Consider the following 19,521-nt stretch of genomic DNA (forward strand, 5'->3'; position numbering starts at 1 on the left):
GTTTTTCCACAGCCGGTGCCCGCACCCGCCCCGGCCCCGGCTGTGGAAAAACCGGCTCCCGTCGCTGAAAAGCCGGCCAAACCGGTCAAGGTGATACCGCCAGCGGCGCCTGTCAAACAGACTAGCGGCCTGGAAAGCGTGATCACGGACAGCCTGTCGGAAGCGAGCCACTGCATGAGCCAGCGCAAGTACGACTGCGCCATTGCCAATGCGAATGCCGTGTTGCGCATGGACACGGGCAACCGCCATGCGCTCGACATCAAGCGCAAGGCGAAGGAAGCGCAAGACAAGGCGCTGTCGCAAATCCAGATCGAGTAAGCCGCGCGGCTTGCCTTCCCCCTATTTTTGATCTTTCCGGAGAATAACGTGAAAAACTTGAAACAAATTGCCAAGCCCATGGTGGCGCTGCTGGTCGTGTCTTCGATGCTGGCCGGTTGCGCCGCGCCAGGCGGTCCTGGCGCCACGGGCAATACCACCACCGCCGGCACGGAAGCGGGCAGCGGCGAATGCAATACGGCCATGCTGGCCGGCATCGGCGCCGTCGTGGGCGGCTTGCTGGGCGGCGGCAACAATACCGTGCGCGGCGCGGCACTGGGCGCCAGCCTGGGCGCGCTCGCCTGCGTGGCCCTGAATTATCAAAGCCAGCAAGTCAAGACGTCGCAGCAGGTACAGGCCGACTACAAGGTGGCCAACAAGGGCAAGCTGCCCGAGCAGTCGACCCTGGTGAAGTACGAGACGGGTTTTACGCCATCGTCCGTGCGTCCGGGCCAGAAGGCGCAGACCAATTCGTATATCGAAGTGGCGGCCGGCACGCGCGATCCGAACCCGCTGGTGGAAGAGGAATTGAGCCTGTACAAGCCCAATGGTGACTTGATCAAAACCGTGCGCAAGGTGGTCAGCAGCAATAACGGCAGCGGCGCCTACAAGGGCGGCTTCTCGATTCCCATGCCTGAAGGCGTGCCGCAGGGCATTTACCCGGTACGCACGGCCCTGTACCTGAATAGCAAGCGCGTCGGCGGCCAGGACGTCAAGCTGCAGATCGTCCAGCGCCAGGCGCCTGCGTCCGACCTGCAACTGGCCCGCGCTTACTGACACTGATTGCCACGGGGCGGCCATGCCGGCCGTTCCGTTCCCCGATTTACCCCCATCCAGGCTAGACATGACCATTTCCACAGAAGCATCTAAACCTCTTCCCTTTTCCTCCGCGCTCGGTTCGCTGATCGAAGCGACCGACGCCATCAAGAATTTCCGCGCGATTGCCCTGCTGGCCCTGACCTTTATCGGCGCCGTGCTCGTCGGTGGTGTACTGACGATGCTCGCCGGCAGCATGAGCAGCGTGCTGCTGGGCTTCCTGGGCGGCCTGATGGCCTTCCTCGTGATGTTTTACGGCTCCAACGCCGTCGGCATCCTGCTGATGCGCGATGCCCAGGGCCAGCCTGGCTTGAGCCTGGTGGATGCCGTGCTCGTTTCGCTGTACACGAGCCACCGCCTGATCGCGGTCGTGTTCCTGGAATTTCTGATCGTGCTGGCGGCCATGATCGCCATCGCCATCATTTTGTTCGTCTGCAAGATCCCCGTGCTCGGTCCCGTGCTGTACACGCTGGTCTTCCCGTTGTCGGCCATTGTGCTGGGCGTGCTGGTGTTTGCGCTGTTTTACGTGATGCTGCCGCTGGCCGGCCCCGCCGCGTGGTCGGGCGCCACCGTGTTCCAGATCATTGCCCGCCTGAACCTGATCGTGCGCACCAAGCTGGTGTCGGTGATCCTGCTGGAAGTGCTGCTGTTCCTGATTACGACGTTTGTGGCGCTGCTGATCTTTGGCGTGGTCGGTACCGGCGTGTCGCTGACCAGCGGCATGTCGGCTGGCATCCTGGGCCTGGGCGGCCAGATGAATATGTATTCCCTCGCTTCGGGTCTGAGTGGCGGTTCCGGCTACATCATCGCAGCGGGTCTGGGCGGCGGCTTGCTGATGGCGGTCGCGGCTGTGGTGCCCGGCCTGATCTTTACCAAGGGCGTGTGCATCATTTACCTGAACGCCACGCGCAATGTCGATTTCAGCGCCTCGGAAGCGAGCCTGAACGACGGGCTGGCCACGGTCAAGAAGAAAGCCGAAGAAGCGCGTGAACGCGCGCGTGCCCTGGCCGAACAGGCCGCGGCACCTGCCGCACCGGCCGCTGCGTCGGTTGACAGCCTGCATTGCCCGAGCTGCAAGGCCCCGGTCGCGTCCGATGACGTGTTCTGCGGCGAATGCGCGCATAAACTCAAGTAAGGCAGACCATGGCGCAATTCTGTAAACAGTGCGGCACCGCCCACGCGCCCGACGCGCGCTTTTGCGACGAGTGCGGCAAGGCCGTCAATGCCGCGCCAGCCCCATCACCGGCACCCGCGCCGGCCGCGACACCGGCGCTGTCCGGCGTGAAGCGGCGACACGTCGTCATCGCCGGCGGCGCGCTGGCGGCGGTCATCGTGGCCGGCGGCGCCCTGGCGTGGCTGCTGGCGCCGGAAGCGGCGTCGGCCAGCAGTTTTGGCCGCGCCATCGATGCCCACCTGGCGGCCGACGAGGCGGCGCGCGACAAGCTGCTGTGCTTCACCAACTTGCCGTACCAGAAGGAAGAAATCCGCGTGGCGTCGTACGACAGTTCCACTCGACAATGGCTCGATATCCTCGTGCGTGGCGGCTTGTACAACGCGCCCGTCGAACAAAGCAGCGGCGGCTGGCTGGCGCAATCGCAATTCGTCTATGTGCTGGCCGCGCCGGGCAAGGCCGCCTTGCGCGGCGACAAGCTGTGCGTGGCCAAGGGCGTGAAAGTGGCCAAGGTCAGCGGCTACGAGCAGGTGCGCGAGATGGGCGGGCAGCCGACGGCGATGGCCACGGCCACCCTGGCGCTGAGCGATGAGGCGGCATGGCTCGTCAAGTCGCCGGACCGCGCGCAGATCCTGCAACGCTTGCCGGGCGGCGGCCTGGAAGTGCAACTGCCGCTGGCGCTGGTCGACAAGCAATGGCAAGTCACCGACCGTGCGCAACTGCACCAGGCCGCCATGGCCATGGCGGGCGCCATGCGCAATGCCTCGGGTGCGCAAGAAGCGGGCATGCTGGACAAGCTGAAAAGCCTGTTCCGCTTTGGCGGCCACCCGCTGGTGGGCAAATGGAAGGGCTCGACGGGCAAAATCCTGGAATTTACAAAGGACAGCATTATCGAGAACGGCAACGCAAGCACGGCCACGTTTGCCACCGAAGGCAATGTCGTGACGATCGTCTCGGAAGAGGGGGGCGGCATGGCCATGCAGATCAGCCTGAGCAACAGCAACAACGTGGCCACGCTCACCGTCGGCGGCATGCCGGTCGCGGTGCTGCAGCGCGTGCGCGATTAAGCGTCGGGCAGGCGGCAGCGTGCCGCCTTGCCTCATTCCCGAAGCCCGGCCCTGCCGGGCTTTTTTACGCCCGCCAGGCGCCGGTGCCTCCGTCAATTTATCTTGACATCAAGATAGTTCGCGCCCACACTGGCTTTTTATCTTGATGTCGAGATAGTACATGTCCGCCTTTTCTGTCCGCCCCGCCTGGGGCGATATTCTGCTCACGGCGCTGGCGCCCCTGATCTGGGGTTCCACGTATATCGTCACGTCCGAACTGCTGCCGCCGGACCGGCCCTTCACGGCGGCCCTGATCCGCGTGCTGCCGGCCGGCCTGCTGTTGCTGCTGATCATGCGGCGCCTGCCCGCGCGGCGCGACTGGGGCCGCGTGCTGATCCTGTCGGCGCTCAATATCGGCGTGTTCCAGGCGCTGCTGTTCGTGGCCGCCTACCGCCTGCCCGGCGGTCTGGCGGCCGTGGTGGGCGCCATCCAGCCGCTGCTGGTGATGGGTCTGGCCTGGGGCGTGGAAGGGCGCCGTCCGGCCCGCCTGGCCTTGCTTGCCAGCGTGCTGGGCGTGGCCGGCATGGCCGTTTTGTTGTTGTCGCCGCGCACGGTGTGGGAACCCGTCGGCATTGCCGCCGCGCTGGGCGGCACGGCCTGCATGGCGGCCGGCACTTACCTGACGCGGCGCTGGAAGCCGGACTTGCCCGTGCTGGCGCTGACGGGCTGGCAATTGCTGCTCGGCGGCCTGATGCTGGCGCCCGTCGCCTGGCTGGCCGACGCCCCGTTGCCGGCGCTGTCCTTGCAGCAAGTGCTGGCCTACGCCTACCTGTGCCTGGCCGGCGCGCTGCTGGCGTATGCCTTGTGGTTTCGCGGCATCGCCCGCCTGTCGCCCGTGGCCGTCTCCTCGCTGGGACTGCTCAGTCCCCTGATGGCCGTCGTGCTGGGCTGGGCCTTGCTGGGCCAGGCCATGACGGGCTGGTCGATGCTGGGCTTGCTGCTGGTACTGGCCAGCGTGCTGGCGGTGCAGTGGGCCAGCGCCCGTCCCGCAACAAACGCCTGACTTCCGCGCATTTCCCCTCGGCAGGCCGATCGCATCGGCCTGCCCGTTTCCCTCTGAGCGTCCCCTTTTTGCTGCACCGCACATACTGTTTTGCTTGCACTGATATGGGGCATTGAGGCACTATTCGCTTCGCGCAAACGTTTGCGCGCAACGAATTTCCTAAAAAGCATGCAGTACACGTGCTTGACCAACAACTCTGGAGACGCTCATGACATCCCGTATTCGCCTGAAAATGATTGCCGCCGCTGTCCTGGTATGTGCTTTGCCCGCCGTGCCGGCCATGGCGCAGACGCCTGCCAAACCGAAGGTGGCGCTGGTGATGAAGTCGCTCGCCAATGAATTTTTCCTGACCATGGAAAATGGCGCCAAGGCGCATCAGAAGGCCAATGCCGCCAAGTACGACCTGCTGTCGAACGGCATCAAGGATGAAACGGATACGTCGAGCCAGATCAAGCTGGTCGAGCAAATGATCGTCTCGCGCGTCAACGCGCTGGTGATCGCCCCGGCCGATTCGAAAGCGCTGGTGCCGGTGCTGAAAAAAGCCATCGACGCGGGCATCATCGTCGTCAATATCGACAACAAGCTCGACGAGGGCGCGCTGAAAGAGAAGGGCATCACCGTGCCGTTCGTCGGCCCGGACAACCGCAAGGGCGCCAAGGTCGTCGGCGACTTCCTGGCCAAGCAGATCAAGAAGGGCGACCCCGTCGGCATCATCGAGGGCGTGTCCACCACCTATAACGCGCAGCAGCGCACCCTGGGCTTCCAGGACGCCATGAACGCGGCCGGTGCCAAGGTCGTCAGCGTGCAGTCGGGCCAGTGGGAAATCGCCCCCGCCAATACGGTGGCCGCCGCCATGCTGAACGCCAACCCGAATATCAAGGCCTTGCTGTGCGGTAACGACAACATGGCCATCGGCGCCGTGTCCGCCATCAAGGCGGCCGGCAAGACGGGCAAAGTGCTCGTCGTCGGCTACGACAACATCAACGCCATCAAGCCGATGCTGGCCGATGGCCGCGTACTGGCTACCGCCGACCAGTTCGGTTCGCAGCAAGCCGTGTTCGGCATCGACACCGTGCTCAAAGCGCTGGCGCAGAAGAAGAAACAGGCCGATCTCGGTGGCGTCATCGAAACCAAGGTCGAACTGGTCGCCAAGGGCGCCAAGTCCTGATCGTCTGATCCCGCCGGGGCCAGCGTCCGCGTCTCTGCCTGAGGCTGCGGCGCCGGCCCCGCCGCCTTTTTCCGCGGAGTTTTATCATGCCCACCGACATCCTCCCGGCGCCATCAGCCGCCATCCCTCTATTGACCCTGGATAACATCGGCAAGTCCTATGTCGGCCCCGTGCTGGGCGGCGTGGGCCTGCGTTTCGCCCCCGGCCAGGTACTGGCGCTGACGGGAGAGAACGGTGCCGGTAAAAGCACCCTGTCGAAGATCATCTGTGGCCTGGAGCAAGCGACCACGGGCACGATGCTGCTCGACGGCAAGCCCTACCAGCCCGCCTCGCGCGGCGCAGCCGAGGCGCTGGGCATCCGCATGGTGATGCAGGAACTCAATTTGATTCCCACCCTGTCGATCGCGGAAAACCTGTACCTGAAAAACCTGCCGCAGCGCTTCGGCTTCATCGACCGCACGCGTCTCGAACGCGACGCGCGCGAACAGATGGAGAAAGTGGGCCTGGGCGGCCTCGATCCGTGGACCCTCGTGGGCGAACTGGGTATCGGCCACCAGCAGATGATCGAAATCGCGCGCAATTTAATTGGCGCCTGCCGTTTGCTGGTGTTAGATGAGCCGACGGCCATGCTGACGCACCGCGAAGTGGAATTGCTGTTCCTGCAAATCGAACGCCTGAAGGCCGACGGCGTGTGCATCATCTACATTTCCCACCGCCTGGAAGAACTCAAGCGCGTGGCCGACCGCATCGCCGTGCTGCGCGATGGCCAGCTCGTGTGCGACGACGATATCGCCGGCCACTCCGCCGCCGACCTGGTCAGCCTGATGGTGGGCCGCTCGGCCGACGATGCCGTCGACCTGAGCGGCCGCACCTTAGGGGCGCCGCTGCTGCGCGTGCGGGGCTTGGCGCGCGGCAAGGTGGTCAACCCGACATCGTTCGACTTGCGCGCCGGCGAAATCCTCGGCATCGCCGGCCTCATCGGCTCGGGCCGCACGGAATTGCTGCGTTTGATCTTCGGCGCCGACCGCGCGGACGCGGGTGACGTGTTCCTCGGCGACAGCGAAGTCCCTGCCGCCTTGCACTCGCCGCAGGCGGCCGTGCAGGCCGGCATCGCCATGATCACGGAAGACCGCAAGGGACAAGGTTTGTTGCTGCGCCAGTCGATCGCCGTCAACACGACCCTCGCCTCGCTCGACACGGTCAGTGGCGCTGGCTGGCTCAACGACGCGGCCGAAGCGACGGTGGCCGACGACTATATTCAGCGCCTGGGCATCCGTTCGCGCAACAGCGCGCAAACGGTGGCCGAGCTGTCCGGCGGCAACCAGCAAAAGGTCGTGATCGCCCGCTGGCTGTACCGCGACTGCCCCGTGATGCTGTTCGACGAGCCCACGCGCGGCATCGATATCGGCGCCAAGTTTGATATTTATCAGGTGCTGGCCGAACAGGCGCGCCAGGGCAAGGGCCTCGTCATCGTCTCGAGCGACTTGCGCGAACTGATGCTGATCTGCGACCGCATCGCCGTCATGAGCGCCGGCAGCATCGTCGACACCTTCGAGCGCGGCGCCTGGAGCCAGGACGCGCTGCTGTCGGCCGCCTTCTCCGGCTATTTGACCCCCAACTCCACTCCAGCTGCGGCCTGATCCGCCGGAAAGATTCCCATGACCACCCACTCCTCTCCTTCGTATCTGCAGCGCAGCCTGGCCGACCTGAAAAACTATGCGGGCCTGATCGGCGCTTTGCTCGCCATGTGCGTGCTGTTCTCGTTTGCCAGCGAAAACTTTTTTACTTTGGCTACCTTGAGTACCCTGTCGAACAACATCCCGACCCTGGTCGTGATGGCGGTCGGCATGACGTTCGTGCTGATCATCGGCGGCATCGATTTATCGGTCGGTTCCGTGATGGCGCTGGCCGCGTCCGTGCTGTCCTTGGCCGTCGTGCACTGGGGCTGGCCCGTGTGGAGCGCGGCCCTGCTGGGCATGTTCGTCGCCGCCCTGTGCGGCGCGACGACGGGCCTCATTTCCGTCGGCTGGCGCATCCCCTCGTTCATCGTGTCCTTGGGCGTGCTGGAAATGGCGCGCGGCATGGCGTATCAAGTGACGAACTCGCGCACGGAATACATCGGCAGCGCCGTGGACGGCATCAGCTCGCCGATTGCGTTTGGCCTGTCGCCCGCCTTCATCGCCTCGATCGCCATCGTCGTCATTGGCCACCTGGTGCTCACGCGCACGGTGCTGGGACGCCACTGGATCGGCATCGGCACGAATGAAGAAGCCGTGCGTTTGTCCGGCATCAACACAAAACCGTCGAAAGTGCTGGTCTTTGCCTTGATGGGCTTTCTTGCCGGCGTGGGCGCGCTGTTCCAGGTGTCGCGCCTGGAAGCGGCCGACCCGAACGGCGGCGTGGGCATGGAATTGCAGGTGATCGCCGCCGTCGTGATCGGCGGCACGAGCCTGATGGGCGGACGTGGTTCCGTCATCAGCACGTTTATCGGCGTATTGATCATTTCCGTGCTGGAAGCGGGCCTGGCGCAGGTGGGCGTGTCGGAACCCGTGAAACGCATCGTCACGGGCCTGGTGATCGTCGCCGCCGTCGTGCTCGACACTTACCGCCGCCGCGGCGAGCGTTCATAATACTGGCCCATGGCAACCATCAAGCAAGTGGCGCAGGCGGCGGGGGTGTCGTTTACCACCGTCTCGCACGTCCTCAACAATACCCGCCCCGTCAGCGACGAGGCGCGCCGCGCCGTGCTGGCGGCGGCGGAGGCACTGCATTACGTGCCCAGCGCGCTGGCGCGCTCCTTGCGCAGCCGCAGCACGGGCACCATCGGCCTGATCATTCCGAACAATACGAACCCGTATTTCTCGGAAGTGGCGCGCGGCATCGAGGACAGCTGCTACGCGGCCGGCTACAGCGTCATCTTGTGCAATTCCGATGACGATCCCGCCAAGCAGCGCGACTACCTGAACGTGCTGCTGACCAAGCGTTGCGACGGCCTGATTCTGTCCGCGCTGGCCGACAGCGATGGCGAACTGCTGCGCAAGATGAAGGTGCCGGCCGTGCTGCTCGACCGCGCGCCCAGCGACCTGGCCATCGATGCGGTGGCCGTCGACAACCGCGCCGGGGGATCCTTGGCCGCGCGCCATTTGCTGGGGCTGGGGCGCCGGCGCCTTGCCTGCATCGCCGGTCCCCGCGAAGTGAGCATTTCCAACGAGCGCATCGCCGGCGCGCGCGGCGCCATGGCGGACGCGGGCGTTGTCCTGGCCGATGCCCTGTGCGTGCATGGCGATTTTACGAGCGCGGGCGGCTATGCGGCCGCGCTGGACTTGCTGGCGCTGCCCCAGGGCCAGCGACCCGACGCCTTGTTCTGCTGCAATGACTTGATGGCTTTTGGCGCCCTGCGCGCCGCCGCCGAGCGGGGCATCGCCGTGCCGGGCGAACTGGCCGTCGTCGGCTTCGACGATATCGACCTGGCCAGCTTCGTGCATCCGGCCTTGACCAGCGTGGCGCAGAACACGCGCGAGCTGGGCCGCATCACGGCCGCGTGCCTGCTGGCGCGCATCGCCGACCCCGCCTTGCCGCGCCAGCAGCGCAGCATCGCACCCGAGCTGCACGTGCGCGGCTCCAGCGTGGCCGCCACCGTACCTTCTGCAGTACCTACTTCTTCTCCTGCAACTGAACTGATGGGAATGACATCATGATCGTGGTTATCGGCAGCATCAATATGGACCTGGTCTTGCGCGTGCCGCGCATGCCCCTGCCCGGCGAAACCCTGACGGGCGGCGCGTTTAGAACTATTCCTGGCGGCAAGGGCGCCAACCAGGCCGTGGCCTGCGCGCGCCTGAGCGGCAAGGTGGCGGGCGCCCAGCAAGTGGCCATGATCGGCTGCGTGGGCGACGACGCCTTCGGCGCGACCCTGCGCGCGGCGCTGGTGGGCGACGGCATCATCGACAGCCATATCAGCACCTTGCCGGGCGTGGCGTCCGGCATCGCCTCGATCCTCGTCGACGACAACGGCCAGAACAGCATCGTGATCGCCGGCGGCGCCAACGATCTGCTCAGCCCCGCGCATATCGACGCGGCGAAAGAGCTGATCGAGCAGGCGGACATCGTCGTGCTGCAGCTGGAAACGCCGATGGACACCGTCGTGCACGCGATTAAACTGGCCCGCTCCTTGGGCAAGACCGTGGTGCTGAACCCGGCCCCGGCCCCGGCGGCCAGCTTGCCGCAAGGCGTGCTGGAACTGGTTGACTACCTGATTCCGAATGAAATCGAAGCGGCCATGCTGGCCGGCGTCAGCCCGGAAGGTGCCGATGCCAAGGCGCTGGCGGCCGCGCTGCAAAAGCTGGGCAGCGACAACGTCATCATCACCTTGGGTTCCAAGGGCGTGCATGCGGCCCTGTATGGCGGCGATTTCACCTTTCCGGCCGAAGTGGTGCAAGCGGTCGACACGACGGCCGCCGGCGACACCTTCATCGGCGGCTTTGTGGCGGGCCTGGCGTCCGGCATGGACGAGGCGGAAGCGATTCAACAAGGCCAGCGCGCGGCCGCCTGGAGCGTCACCAAGCCCGGCGCGCAAACCTCGATCCCCCACTTGCACGAGCTGTTCTAACGACACCACGCCCATGAAAAAATCACCGTTGCTCAATATTGCGCTGTCGCAAATGATCGCGTCGCTCGGTCATGGCGATATGGTCGTCATCGGCGACGCGGGCTTGCCGTCGCAGCCGGGCGTGCCCCTGATCGACCTGGCCCTGACGCGCGGCATTCCCGGCTTCATCGATACCGTCAATACGGTATTGACTGAAATGCAGGTGGAATACCATTTGCTCGCCAGCGAACTGCCGCAGCATAATCCGGCCATGGCGGCCCAAGTGGCGGCCTTGTCCCTGCCCGATGCGCGCCAGGTGACGCACGAAGAGTTCAAGCAATTGAGCAAGGGCGCGCGCGCCATCGTGCGCACGGGCGAGTGCAGTCCGTATGCCAACATCATTTTGGTCGCCGGCGTCGTGTTCTAGCGCAAACAAATGCGCAATTGTTTGCCAAAAACATCAACGCTATTGTTCTCACTGAAATAATTATCCAATGGCAAAAGGGGCGGCTACAATAGCCTTACCCCTGCCAGCTCGGCAGCTTCCTGTGGTGTTCCGCCATGCCGATGAAAGCCCTCGATGCTTTCCGCTTTGTCTTGCCGCTCGCCGGCAGGCTGGCGCGCGGCTGGCGCGGCCTGTTCTTCCTGCTGCTGTGCCTGGCCACACAAGCCCGGGCTCTGGAGCCCGTCTCCCTGCAGCTCAATTTCACGCACCAGTTCCAGTTCGCCGGCTATTACGCGGCCATCGAGCAGGGCTATTACCGCGAGGCGGGCCTCGACGTGACGCTGCTCGAAGGCAGCGGCGCGCCGCGCGCCGAGGCGGCCGTGCTGGCGGGCCAGGCCGAATATGGCGTGGGCAACAGCACCTTGTTGCTCAGCCGCCTGGCCGGTAAACCCGTGGTGGTGCTGGCCGTGGTGTTCCAGCATTCGCCCAGCGTGCTGCTGATGCGCCAGCAAGGCGGCGCGCCCGACGTGCGCAAGCTGGCGGGGGCGCCTGTGATGATAGGCGCGCCCACCGACGTGGCGTCTGCATCCGATGAAGTGTCGCTATTCCTGCGGAAAATGGGCGTCGCGCCGCAGCAGATGCGCCACTTGCCGCCCAGCTACCGGGTCGAGGATTTGATCGAGGGCAAAGTCGATGCGATTGCCGCGTATTCCACCAACGAACCGGACTATCTGGACCGGGCGGGATTTCCCTATTACCAGTTTACGCCGCGCACGGCCGGCATCGATTTCTACGGCGACAACCTGTTTACCAGCGAGCGCGAACTGCGCCGCCATCCCGAGCGCGTAAAAGCGTTCCGCGCGGCCAGTTTGCGCGGCTGGCAATACGCGATGGCGCACCGCGAGGAAATGGCGCAATTGATCCATCTCAAATACAGCCAGCGCCATGACCGCGCGCACTTGCTGTACGAGGCGCAGCAGATGGAGCTGCTGCTGCAGCCTACGCTGGTGGAGCCGGGCTACATGAATCCCCAGCGCTGGCAGCATATCGCCGATACGTATGCCGCCATGGGCGTGCTGCCGCGCAATGCCACGGACAGCCGCGCCTACCAGGGTTTTTTGTATCGCCCCGTGCCAGGCGCGGACCTCGGCTGGCTGTACCTGTCGCTGGGCGTGGCGGGCAGCCTGTTGGCCGTGTCGGCCGCCTTTCATTTCAGCAATCTGGCGCGCGAGCGCCGCCGCACCGAGGACACCATCCGGCAAGGGGAATTGCGCTTTCGCACCATGTTCGAGCAGGCGCCCATGGGCATCGCCCTGATCGATACCGTGAGCGGACAGTTTCTGGATATCAATCCGCGCTATCTGGCCATCGCCGGGCGCACGCTGGAGCACATGAAGCAGACGAGCTGGATGGAAATCAGCCATCCCGACGACGTGGCGGGCGAGCAGGCGCACGTGGCGCAGCTGCTGGCGCGGCGCATGCAGGGTTTTCGCCACGCCAAGCGCATCGTGCGTCCCGATGGCGGCGTGGTGTGGGTCGACGCTTCGGTAACGGCCATCGCCACGGCGCGCCATGGCGGCCCGCACCACCTGTGCATGCTGGAAGACGTGACGGACAAGCGGCAAACGGAAGCGCTGATCTGGCAGCAAGCCAATTTCGATACCTTGACGCAATTGCCGAACCGCCGCATGTTCCACGAGCGCCTGCGCCTGGCGCTGGCCCAGGGCCGGCGCGACGCAAGCCGCGTGGCCATCCTGTTTATCGATCTCGACCATTTCAAGGAAGTCAACGACACCCTCGGCCACCACCAGGGCGATATCTTGCTGATCGAAGCGGCGCGGCGCATCCGCGTGGGCGTGCGCGAGACGGATACGGTGGCGCGCCTGGGCGGCGATGAATTCACGGTGATCCTGTCCGACCTCGACGACCTGCAGCAAGTCGACCGTATCGCGCGGCAAATCCTCGACGGCTTGCTGGCACCACTCCTGCTGGGGCAAGAGCAGGCCTTCGTCTCGGCCTCGATCGGCATCACCCTGTATCCGGACGACGCGGGCACGATCGAGGACTTGCTCAAGCATGCGGACCAGGCCATGTATGTGTCGAAAGGCGCGGGGCGCAACCGCTACAGTTATTTCACGCCGGCCATGCAGGTGGCGGCCGTCAACCGCATGCGCATGGGGGCGGACTTGCGCGCGGCCCTGCACGAACAGCAGATGCAGCTGCATTACCAGCCCATCGTCGAGCTGCGTAGCGGCAAACTGGCCAAAGCGGAAGCCTTGCTGCGCTGGCACCATCCGCAGCGGGGCGTCGTGTGCCCGCCCGATTTCCTGGCGCTGGCCGAGAGCAGCGGCTTGATTGTGGAGATCGGCGACTGGGTGCTGCGCACGGCGGCCGCGCAGCTGCGGCGCTGGCGTGCCCAGGGCCAGGCCATCGGCTTGCCGGGGCTGCAGCTGTGCCTGAACCAGTCGTCGCTGGAATTGCAGCGCGAAGTCGAGGCGCCCGGCACCTGGCTGCGCCAGCTGCTGGCGCTCGATGTGCCGCCTTCGGCCATCGTGCTCGACATGCGCGAAGATGTGCTTTTACCTAGCGGCAATAGCATGGCGCCACGCCTGCAGCACTTGCGCGAGGCGGGCTTGCAGATCGCCCTCGACGACTTCGGCAGCGGCCATGCCTCGCTGACGCAATTGCAGCAGTGCGGCATCGATTACCTGAAGCTCGACGGCGTGCTGGTGCGCAAGCTGGCGCCCGGCGCCAGCGAACTGGTGCTGTGCGAAGCCATCGTCACCATGGCCCACAAGCTGGGTTTGCAAGTCATCGCCGAAGGGGTGGAGACCGAAGAGCAGCGCGCACGGCTGCTGGACATCGGTTGCGATTTTGCGCAAGGCGAGCTGTTTGCGCCGCCGCTGGCCATCGACGCGTTCGACGCGCTGCTGCACGCCCGGCGGCCTTTGCATCCTTGAAACGGGCGCGTCCGCCACCAGATTTCACGCAAGCCTGCGGGACGGGGCTCCCGGCCCGAACGGGCTTATACTCGACGGGCTGGCGCCTGCGCCCGGCATTGCTGTCACGGGTCCTGGACCTGGTGCGCAGGCAAACCTTCTTCCATTCACTCAACTCGAGGTGACCTCATGGGCATTTTCAGCAATATCTATAACAAAATCTTCCACCATTCATCCGACGCTGCCCCGGCAGCCACGCCAGCCGCCGCTACCGAAGCGCCAGCGGCAGCCGCACCGGCGGCAGCGCCTGCACCGGCCGCCGCCGTGCCGGTCGTCGACGTGGAAGTGGTGCTGGTCGACCTGGCCAGCAAGAACGCGGAAAAACTCAATTGGCGCACGTCCATCGTCGACCTGATGAAACTGCTTCAACTCGACAGCAGCCTGGCCGCGCGCAAGGAACTGGCGCAAGAGCTGCATTTCACAGGCGACACCAACGATTCGGCCAGCATGAATATCTGGCTGCACCGCCAGGTGATGATCAAGCTGGCGGAAAACGGCGGCAAGGTACCGGAAGAGTTAAAGAACTAGGAATGAAACACCTGGCGGCGGCAGGGGTATCCACTGTCACCGCTATCCAATCCCGTGGGAACTGCCTATCATGGAGTTCCCATGGCGTCATGATAGCTAAAACCAATTGAAACTATTGTGACAATCAATTTTGAATATGGGTTAAAACCCCTTACACTAGAGTCTTACTGATTCACCACACGAGAGGAAATGACATGTCGCTGATCAATACCCAAGTTAAACCATTCAAGGCAACCGCATACCACAATGGCAAATTCGTCGACCTGACGGAAGCGTCGCTGAAAGGCAAGTGGTCGGTATTCGTCTTCTACCCAGCCGACTTCACCTTCGTTTGCCCAACCGAACTGGAAGATCTGGCCGATCACCACGCCGAGTTCCAGAAGCTGGGCGTCGATGTCTACGGCATCTCGACCGATACCCACTTCGCGCACAAAGCCTGGCACGACACTTCGGACGCCATCAAGAAAGTGCAATACGCACTGATCGGCGACCCGACCGGCGCCCTGTCGCGCAACTTCGAAGTCATGATCGAAGAAGAAGGCCTGGCACTGCGCGGCACCTTCGTCATCAATCCGGACGGCTTCATCAAAGTGCTGGAAGTGCATGACAACGGCATCGGCCGTGACGCATCGGAACTGTTGCGCAAAGTTAAAGCCGCCCAGTACGTGGCGAACCACCCAGGCGAAGTGTGCCCGGCAAAATGGACGGAAGGCGCCGCAACGCTGACCCCATCGCTGGACCTGGTCGGCAAGATCTAAGTCTCGATGCACGACGTAGCAAACAAGTAGTTACCGCGATGCCGGACCGGGCGTCCGGCCCGGCATTCGCCTAAATATTTGTAAAGGAAGAAAAAATCATGTTAGATGCAACCCTCAAAACCCAACTGAAATCCTACCTGGAAAAAGTGGTGTATCCGCTTGAGCTGGTCGCTTCTCTCGATGACAGCGCAAAAGCCCGCGAGATGAAGGAATTGCTCCAGGAAATAGTCCTGTTGAGCGACAAGATCACGCTGGTCGAGCGCCTTGACGCTGGCGTACGGACCCCGTCGTTCAGCATCAACCGTACCGGCTCCGACATCGGCGTGCGTTTCGCCGGTGTGCCGCTGGGCCACGAATTTACCTCGCTGGTGCTGGCGCTGCTGCAAGTGGGCGGCCACACCATCAAGTTCGACGACGCCGTGATCGAGCAGATCCGCAACCTCGACGGCGATTACGAGTTTGAAACGTTTATTTCGCTCTCCTGCCATAACTGCCCGGAAGTGGTGCAGGCCTTGAATGCCATGGCCGTGATCAACCCGCGCATCAAGGTCACCACCATCGATGGCGGCGTGTTCCCGCAAGAAGTGGAAGAACGCCAGATCATGGCCGTGCCGATGATGTTCCTCAATGGCCAGCATTTCGGCCAGGGACGCACGAATGTCGAGGAAATCCTCGCCAAGCTCGACACCAATGCCGGCGCCCGCCAGGCGGCAGCGTTGAGCAAGAAAGACGTGTTTGACGTGCTGATCGTCGGCGGCGGCCCCGCCGGCGCGGCAGCGGCGATCTACGCTGCCCGCAAGGGCATCAACACGGGCGTGCTGGCCGAGCGTTTCGGCGGCCAGGTGCTCGATACCCTGGCGATCGAAAACTTTATTTCCGTCAAGGAAACCGATGGTCCGAAGTTCGCCGTGGCGCTGGAACAGCACGTCAAGGAATACGACGTCGACATCATGAACACGCAGCGCGCCGCGAAATTGACTCCAGGCAAGCTGATCGAGATTGAAACGGCGAATGGCGCCGTGCTGAAAGCCAAGACCGTCATCCTGGCCACCGGTGCCCGCTGGCGCGAAATCAACGTGCCGGGCGAGAAGGAATACCGCAACCACGGTGTCGCCTACTGCCCGCACTGCGATGGTCCCTTGTTCAAGGGCAAGCGCGTGGCCGTGATCGGCGGCGGCAACTCGGGCGTGGAAGCGGCGATCGACCTGGCCGGCCTCGTGAAACACGTGACCCTGATCGAGTTCGGCGCAGAACTGCGCGCCGATGCGGTGCTCCAGCGCAAGCTGCACAGCCTGCCCAACGTGACCGTGATCACCTCGGCGCAAACCACCGAAATCCACGGCGACGGCAAGATCGTCAATGGCCTCAGCTACACGGACCGTATCAGCGGTACGTCGAACAAGGTCGAGCTGGAAGGCGTCTTCGTGCAGATCGGCCTGGTGCCGAACACGGAGTGGCTCAAAGGCACGGTCGCGCTGTCGCGCCACGGCGAAATCGAAGTCGATGCCCGCGGCCAGACCTCGATCCCCGGTGTGTTCGCGGCCGGCGACGTCACCACGGTGCCGTACAAGCAGATCATCATCGCCACCGGCGAAGGCGCCAAGGCAGCCCTGTCCGCCTTTGACCACCTGATCCGCTCGGATGACGAGGAAGTGGTCGACGAGTCCGCCGCGAAAGAAGCGCTGACGGCGTAACTCTTCACGCTGAAAAAAAACCGGAAAGGCCGCGAGGCCCTTCCGGTTTTTTTATGCGTAGAGGAAACTTAGCTGCCTGTGTACAGCGGGTTGGCGGCGACATACACCTGCACGCCATCGACGGGCATGTCTTTCGGCGCGATCTCGGCCAGGGCGAATGTCGTTTGATGGTTAAAAGTTTGCACGTGCCACGTAAAACGCTGGCCGGCGCGCGCGATGGTGACGGTTTCGCCGCGCGTGACGTTGATGTGGCGCGTGTCGGGCTGCAGTTCGATGCTGCGCTGGGCGGCGGCGTGGGGCGCGCTGCTGCCATAGTCGGCGGCCGTGCCCGTGGGGCCGGCGGCGAGGGCCGAAGTGGTGCAGGTGGTGATAGCGGCGCACAGGATGGCCAGGGCGCTGCGGTGGATGTTCAACATGATTTCTCCAAGAATAAGCCGGGCGCGGTGAATAACCGTGCCGTGTTGTTGTCGTGGCTGCACCGGGATCGCCGGTTTTTGCAACACGGCATCCTAAGCGGTTCTTGCCGATCTGAAAAGCTGTATTTCCTGTCTATATTTCCACCGTCGCCGCCAGCGGCACGTCCGGCGCCAGATGGCTGGTCAGCACGATGCACTGGCGCGCCAGGCGGGCCGGGTCGGCCAGTCGCTGGCGCAAGTACGCCATGGCGGCCGCGTCGAGGCCATTGAACGGCTCATCGATCAGCAGCAGGCGCACGGGCAAGGCCAGTGCCAGGGCCAGCTGCAGTTTTTTATGCTGGCCCAGGGACAGGGCGGTGATGCTTTGCTGTAAGGTCTGCAGCAGGGAAAATGCGCTCAGTTCGTCGTTCAGCAGGGCCTGGTCGCTGCCCGGGTACAGGGCCAGGTGCAGGTCGAGAAACTCGTGCACTTGCAGCCAGGGCAGGGCGGGCGCATCGCCGCCGCAATAGAAGGCCTGGGCGCGGTAGGCCAGCGGCATGAAGCCGCTGTCGATTTCGTTCAGGCGGATGGCGCCGCGCGCGGGCAGCAGGGCGCCGCCCGCCAGCTTCAGCAAGGTCGTCTTGCCGGCGCCGTTCGCGCCGCGCAGCCAGGTGACGCCGGGGCCGAATTGCCGGTTGAACCCCTGGAACACGCTGTGCGTGGGGAAGTGAAAATCGAGGTGCTCGATATACAGCACGGAAGAAGGCAGGTTCAATTCCATAATTCGCTTCCGATGGCGCTCAAGGCAAGGATGGACAGGACGACGAGGGCGACCCTGCCGCGCGCCGTCAGGCGGGGCAGGCCGACGATGGCCAGCAGGGCGACACTGGCGGTGAGGGCATACACGCTGGTGACGCGCTGTTGCAAGGCGGCGGGATCGGTGGCGTACAGCAAGACAGCACCGGCCAGCAGCACGGCGAAGGCGGGCAGCAGGCTGGCCGCGCAGGCCAGGCGCAGCAAGGGCGCGCTGGCCAGCGGCCAGGCGTTCAGCGCTGGGCGCAGCACGGCGATCTGCTCGCGCACGGCCTTGTCGCCCCGGTCCGTCACAATGACCAGGCTGGCGCTGGCCAGCAAACCGAGCAGCGGCGCGGGCAGCAGGGGCGCGCGCAGCAGCCAGGCCAGCATGCTGGCGCCCGCCGTGGCCAGCAAGACGCTTTGCTGCAGGCCGATCACATTCTCATTGCGCCAGAACGGCAGCCAGAACAGCTGGCGCCACAGGAACAGGATAGGCCAGCGGGGCCGTTGCGGCACATAGGCCGTCATCGTGGGCGGGCGCGCCCTTTGTGCGGGGCGCGGCGCGCGCAGGCGTTGCGCCACGATGAGCGTCGTCAGCAGCCAGGCCAGCAGCCAGGCACCGGCGGTGGCGGCAATGCCGGCCGCCGCAATGGGGCGCAGCCACGGCGGCGACTGCAGCAGCCAGATGCCGGCCGAGACGGCATACGCAAGGCCCAGCGGCAGCATCAGCAGGCCGGCGACGGCGATATCGGCTTGCCAGCGCAGGCGCGGCGGCAAGGGGAGCTGGCGCAGCCAGACGGCGGTACTTGCCGGCAGCAGCCGTTTGCGCAGCAGCCAGGCGGGCAGGCAAGTGAGGACCGTCTGCGTGACGATGATACTCAGTGCGGCGGGCCAGGGCTGGCTCACGGCGAGAAAGCCGGGCAGGGCGATGACGCTGAGCAGGCCCAGCAGGACGGGACCGGCCAGGAAAAAGAAGATTTCCATGGAACTCGTCAGGCTGGCGGCAAATTGCAGCAAAGCATGATGGGCCAGGCGCAGCCGCAGGGCGATATAGGGAGGAGTACTACGGGGCAAGCGCATGCGGGCAGGGGCGGAGTCAGGGTAGCGCTGATTCTAACAGCCGGGGTCAGACCCCCGGGCAAGTTAGCTTTGGGGTTGACGTTGGTGGTGTTGTGGGTCTGACCCCACAATGGGAAAAGCCCTTCGGTTCCAGGAACCAAAGGGCTTTTCTTTTATTGGCGGAGCGGACGGGACTCGAACCCGCGACCCCCGACGTGACAGGCCGGTATTCTAACCAACTGAACTACCACTCCAAGCTCGTATGATCTGTGTTGCTGATCCATGAAGCACTGGATAATTTTCTGTATTGGTGGTGGGTGCTGAGAGGCTCGAACTCCCGACCTACGCCTTGTAAGGGCGCCGCTCTACCAACTGAGCTAAGCACCCGCATACCCAGAAAACTATCCCGACGTTTGTCACCACGTCTGGAAGAGGCACTATTATAGGGGGCGCTTTCGCCCTTGTGCAACTATTCTTGAGGGGGAATGGCAGTTTTTTTGCTGAAAAGCGCAAAAATGTTCAGGGGAGCGGGTAATGACGTGTTTTTGGCTTCTGAAATGGGAAAAGCCCTTCGGTTCCAGGAACCAAAGGGCTTTTCTTTTATTGGCGGAGCGGACGGGACTCGAACCCGCGACCCCCGACGTGACAGGCCGGTATTCTAACCAACTGAACTACCACTCC

Annotated in this window: 18 protein-coding genes and 3 tRNA genes; 15 read left to right on the forward strand and 6 right to left on the reverse strand. The window is 64.2% G+C overall.

The genetic code is table 11. From position 1 onward, the window contains the following. From JAB8_RS05650 to ahpF, 15 genes are all read left to right on the forward strand, one after another. Positions 1-318, forward strand: a 318-nt coding sequence (locus tag JAB8_RS05650) for a hypothetical protein (RefSeq protein ID WP_217494201.1), incomplete at its 5' end; no start/stop codon positions are given. A 48-nt stretch (positions 319-366) separates the two neighbouring features. Beyond that, positions 367-1,092 (forward strand): hypothetical protein, encoded by a 726-nt coding sequence (locus JAB8_RS05655; protein WP_070219459.1) that lies wholly within the window; start codon positions 367-369, stop codon positions 1,090-1,092. 67 nt (positions 1,093-1,159) lie between these two features. Next, entirely contained in the window at positions 1,160-2,266 is a 1,107-nt protein-coding gene (locus JAB8_RS05660) for a zinc ribbon domain-containing protein (RefSeq protein WP_070288829.1), read from the forward strand. Between the two features lie 8 nt (positions 2,267-2,274). Beyond that, positions 2,275-3,369 carry a zinc ribbon domain-containing protein gene (locus JAB8_RS05665; RefSeq protein WP_070288830.1) on the forward strand — a complete coding sequence of 365 codons (1,095 nt, stop codon included), beginning with the start codon at positions 2,275-2,277 and terminating at the stop codon, positions 3,367-3,369. Between the two features lie 160 nt (positions 3,370-3,529). Further along, the gene (locus JAB8_RS05670) at positions 3,530-4,411 is read left to right on the forward strand and encodes an EamA family transporter (protein WP_070288831.1); all 882 of its coding nucleotides are present in this window, start codon (positions 3,530-3,532) and stop codon (positions 4,409-4,411) included. 232 nt (positions 4,412-4,643) lie between these two features. Then, positions 4,644-5,579, forward strand: a complete 936-nt coding sequence (locus JAB8_RS05675) for a sugar ABC transporter substrate-binding protein (protein WP_227742192.1) — start codon at positions 4,644-4,646, stop codon at positions 5,577-5,579. Positions 5,580-5,665: 86 nt separating this feature from the next. After that, positions 5,666-7,219 (forward strand): sugar ABC transporter ATP-binding protein, encoded by a 1,554-nt coding sequence (locus tag JAB8_RS05680; RefSeq protein ID WP_070288832.1) that lies wholly within the window; start codon positions 5,666-5,668, stop codon positions 7,217-7,219. A gap of 18 nt (positions 7,220-7,237) precedes the next feature. Further along, the gene (locus tag JAB8_RS05685) at positions 7,238-8,209 is read left to right on the forward strand and encodes an ABC transporter permease (RefSeq protein WP_070219453.1); all 972 of its coding nucleotides are present in this window, start codon (positions 7,238-7,240) and stop codon (positions 8,207-8,209) included. A gap of 9 nt (positions 8,210-8,218) precedes the next feature. Continuing rightward, complete coding sequence (locus JAB8_RS05690) at positions 8,219-9,277, forward strand: LacI family DNA-binding transcriptional regulator (protein WP_070288833.1); 1,059 nt, start codon at positions 8,219-8,221, stop codon at positions 9,275-9,277. Beyond that, positions 9,274-10,188, forward strand: a complete 915-nt coding sequence (gene rbsK, locus JAB8_RS05695; RefSeq protein WP_070288834.1) for a ribokinase — start codon at positions 9,274-9,276, stop codon at positions 10,186-10,188. Before JAB8_RS05690 ends, rbsK begins: the two co-directional genes overlap by 4 nt. A 13-nt stretch (positions 10,189-10,201) precedes the next feature. Continuing rightward, on the forward strand, positions 10,202-10,594 hold the full coding sequence (rbsD, locus tag JAB8_RS05700; RefSeq protein ID WP_070288835.1) for a D-ribose pyranase: 393 nt from the start codon (positions 10,202-10,204) through the stop codon (positions 10,592-10,594). 134 nt (positions 10,595-10,728) lie between these two features. Beyond that, positions 10,729-13,572, forward strand: coding sequence for an EAL domain-containing protein (locus JAB8_RS05705; protein WP_070288836.1), 2,844 nt, complete (start codon positions 10,729-10,731; stop codon positions 13,570-13,572). 168 nt (positions 13,573-13,740) lie between these two features. Next, entirely contained in the window at positions 13,741-14,139 is a 399-nt protein-coding gene (locus JAB8_RS05710) for a DUF3597 domain-containing protein (protein ID WP_070219448.1), read from the forward strand. Between the two features lie 194 nt (positions 14,140-14,333). Then, the gene (gene ahpC / locus JAB8_RS05715) at positions 14,334-14,897 is read left to right on the forward strand and encodes an alkyl hydroperoxide reductase subunit C (protein WP_070219447.1); all 564 of its coding nucleotides are present in this window, start codon (positions 14,334-14,336) and stop codon (positions 14,895-14,897) included. Between the two features lie 98 nt (positions 14,898-14,995). After that, positions 14,996-16,591 (forward strand): alkyl hydroperoxide reductase subunit F, encoded by a 1,596-nt coding sequence (gene ahpF, locus JAB8_RS05720; RefSeq protein ID WP_070288837.1) that lies wholly within the window; start codon positions 14,996-14,998, stop codon positions 16,589-16,591. Between the two features lie 68 nt (positions 16,592-16,659). Here ahpF and JAB8_RS05725 read toward each other — a convergent pair whose 3' ends face one another. The 6 genes from JAB8_RS05725 to JAB8_RS05750 all read right to left on the reverse strand — a co-directional run bounded on the left by JAB8_RS05725 (position 16,660) and on the right by JAB8_RS05750 (position 19,521). Further along, on the reverse strand, positions 16,660-17,007 hold the full coding sequence (locus JAB8_RS05725) for a CzcE family metal-binding protein (protein WP_070288838.1): 348 nt from the start codon (positions 17,005-17,007) through the stop codon (positions 16,660-16,662). Positions 17,008-17,140: 133 nt separating this feature from the next. Continuing rightward, entirely contained in the window at positions 17,141-17,767 is a 627-nt protein-coding gene (locus JAB8_RS05730) for an ATP-binding cassette domain-containing protein (RefSeq protein ID WP_070288839.1), read from the reverse strand. Further along, positions 17,758-18,855, reverse strand: a complete 1,098-nt coding sequence (locus JAB8_RS05735) for a hypothetical protein (RefSeq protein ID WP_254679458.1) — start codon at positions 18,853-18,855, stop codon at positions 17,758-17,760. Before JAB8_RS05735 ends, JAB8_RS05730 begins: the two co-directional genes overlap by 10 nt. 162 nt (positions 18,856-19,017) lie before the next feature. Beyond that, positions 19,018-19,094: transfer RNA gene (locus tag JAB8_RS05740), tRNA-Asp, on the reverse strand. 57 nt (positions 19,095-19,151) lie between these two features. Then, a tRNA-Val gene (locus JAB8_RS05745) sits at positions 19,152-19,227 on the reverse strand. Positions 19,228-19,444: 217 nt separating this feature from the next. After that, positions 19,445-19,521 (reverse strand) — tRNA-Asp (locus tag JAB8_RS05750).

Source organism: Janthinobacterium sp. HH106 (assembly GCF_001758725.1).
Classification (GTDB): domain Bacteria; phylum Pseudomonadota; class Gammaproteobacteria; order Burkholderiales; family Burkholderiaceae_D; genus Janthinobacterium.

Excerpts from the sequence above, each read along its gene's own strand:
- JAB8_RS05705 (WP_070288836.1), top strand. The coding sequence starts at position 10,729 with ATGCCGATGAAAGCCCTCGATGCTTTCCGCTTTGTCTTGCCGCTCGCC.
- rbsK (WP_070288834.1), top strand. The coding sequence starts at position 9,274 with ATGATCGTGGTTATCGGCAGCATCAATATGGACCTGGTCTTGCGCGTG.
- JAB8_RS05670 (WP_070288831.1), top strand. The coding sequence starts at position 3,530 with ATGTCCGCCTTTTCTGTCCGCCCCGCCTGGGGCGATATTCTGCTCACG.
- ahpC (WP_070219447.1), top strand. The coding sequence starts at position 14,334 with ATGTCGCTGATCAATACCCAAGTTAAACCATTCAAGGCAACCGCATAC.
- rbsD (WP_070288835.1), top strand. The coding sequence starts at position 10,202 with ATGAAAAAATCACCGTTGCTCAATATTGCGCTGTCGCAAATGATCGCG.
- ahpF (WP_070288837.1), top strand. The coding sequence starts at position 14,996 with ATGTTAGATGCAACCCTCAAAACCCAACTGAAATCCTACCTGGAAAAA.
- JAB8_RS05660 (WP_070288829.1), top strand. The coding sequence starts at position 1,160 with ATGACCATTTCCACAGAAGCATCTAAACCTCTTCCCTTTTCCTCCGCG.
- JAB8_RS05685 (WP_070219453.1), top strand. The coding sequence starts at position 7,238 with ATGACCACCCACTCCTCTCCTTCGTATCTGCAGCGCAGCCTGGCCGAC.
- JAB8_RS05665 (WP_070288830.1), top strand. The coding sequence starts at position 2,275 with ATGGCGCAATTCTGTAAACAGTGCGGCACCGCCCACGCGCCCGACGCG.
- JAB8_RS05725 (WP_070288838.1), bottom strand. The coding sequence starts at position 17,007 with ATGTTGAACATCCACCGCAGCGCCCTGGCCATCCTGTGCGCCGCTATC.
- JAB8_RS05680 (WP_070288832.1), top strand. The coding sequence starts at position 5,666 with ATGCCCACCGACATCCTCCCGGCGCCATCAGCCGCCATCCCTCTATTG.
- JAB8_RS05730 (WP_070288839.1), bottom strand. The coding sequence starts at position 17,767 with ATGGAATTGAACCTGCCTTCTTCCGTGCTGTATATCGAGCACCTCGAT.
- JAB8_RS05690 (WP_070288833.1), top strand. The coding sequence starts at position 8,219 with ATGGCAACCATCAAGCAAGTGGCGCAGGCGGCGGGGGTGTCGTTTACC.
- JAB8_RS05710 (WP_070219448.1), top strand. The coding sequence starts at position 13,741 with ATGGGCATTTTCAGCAATATCTATAACAAAATCTTCCACCATTCATCC.
- JAB8_RS05675 (WP_227742192.1), top strand. The coding sequence starts at position 4,644 with ATGATTGCCGCCGCTGTCCTGGTATGTGCTTTGCCCGCCGTGCCGGCC.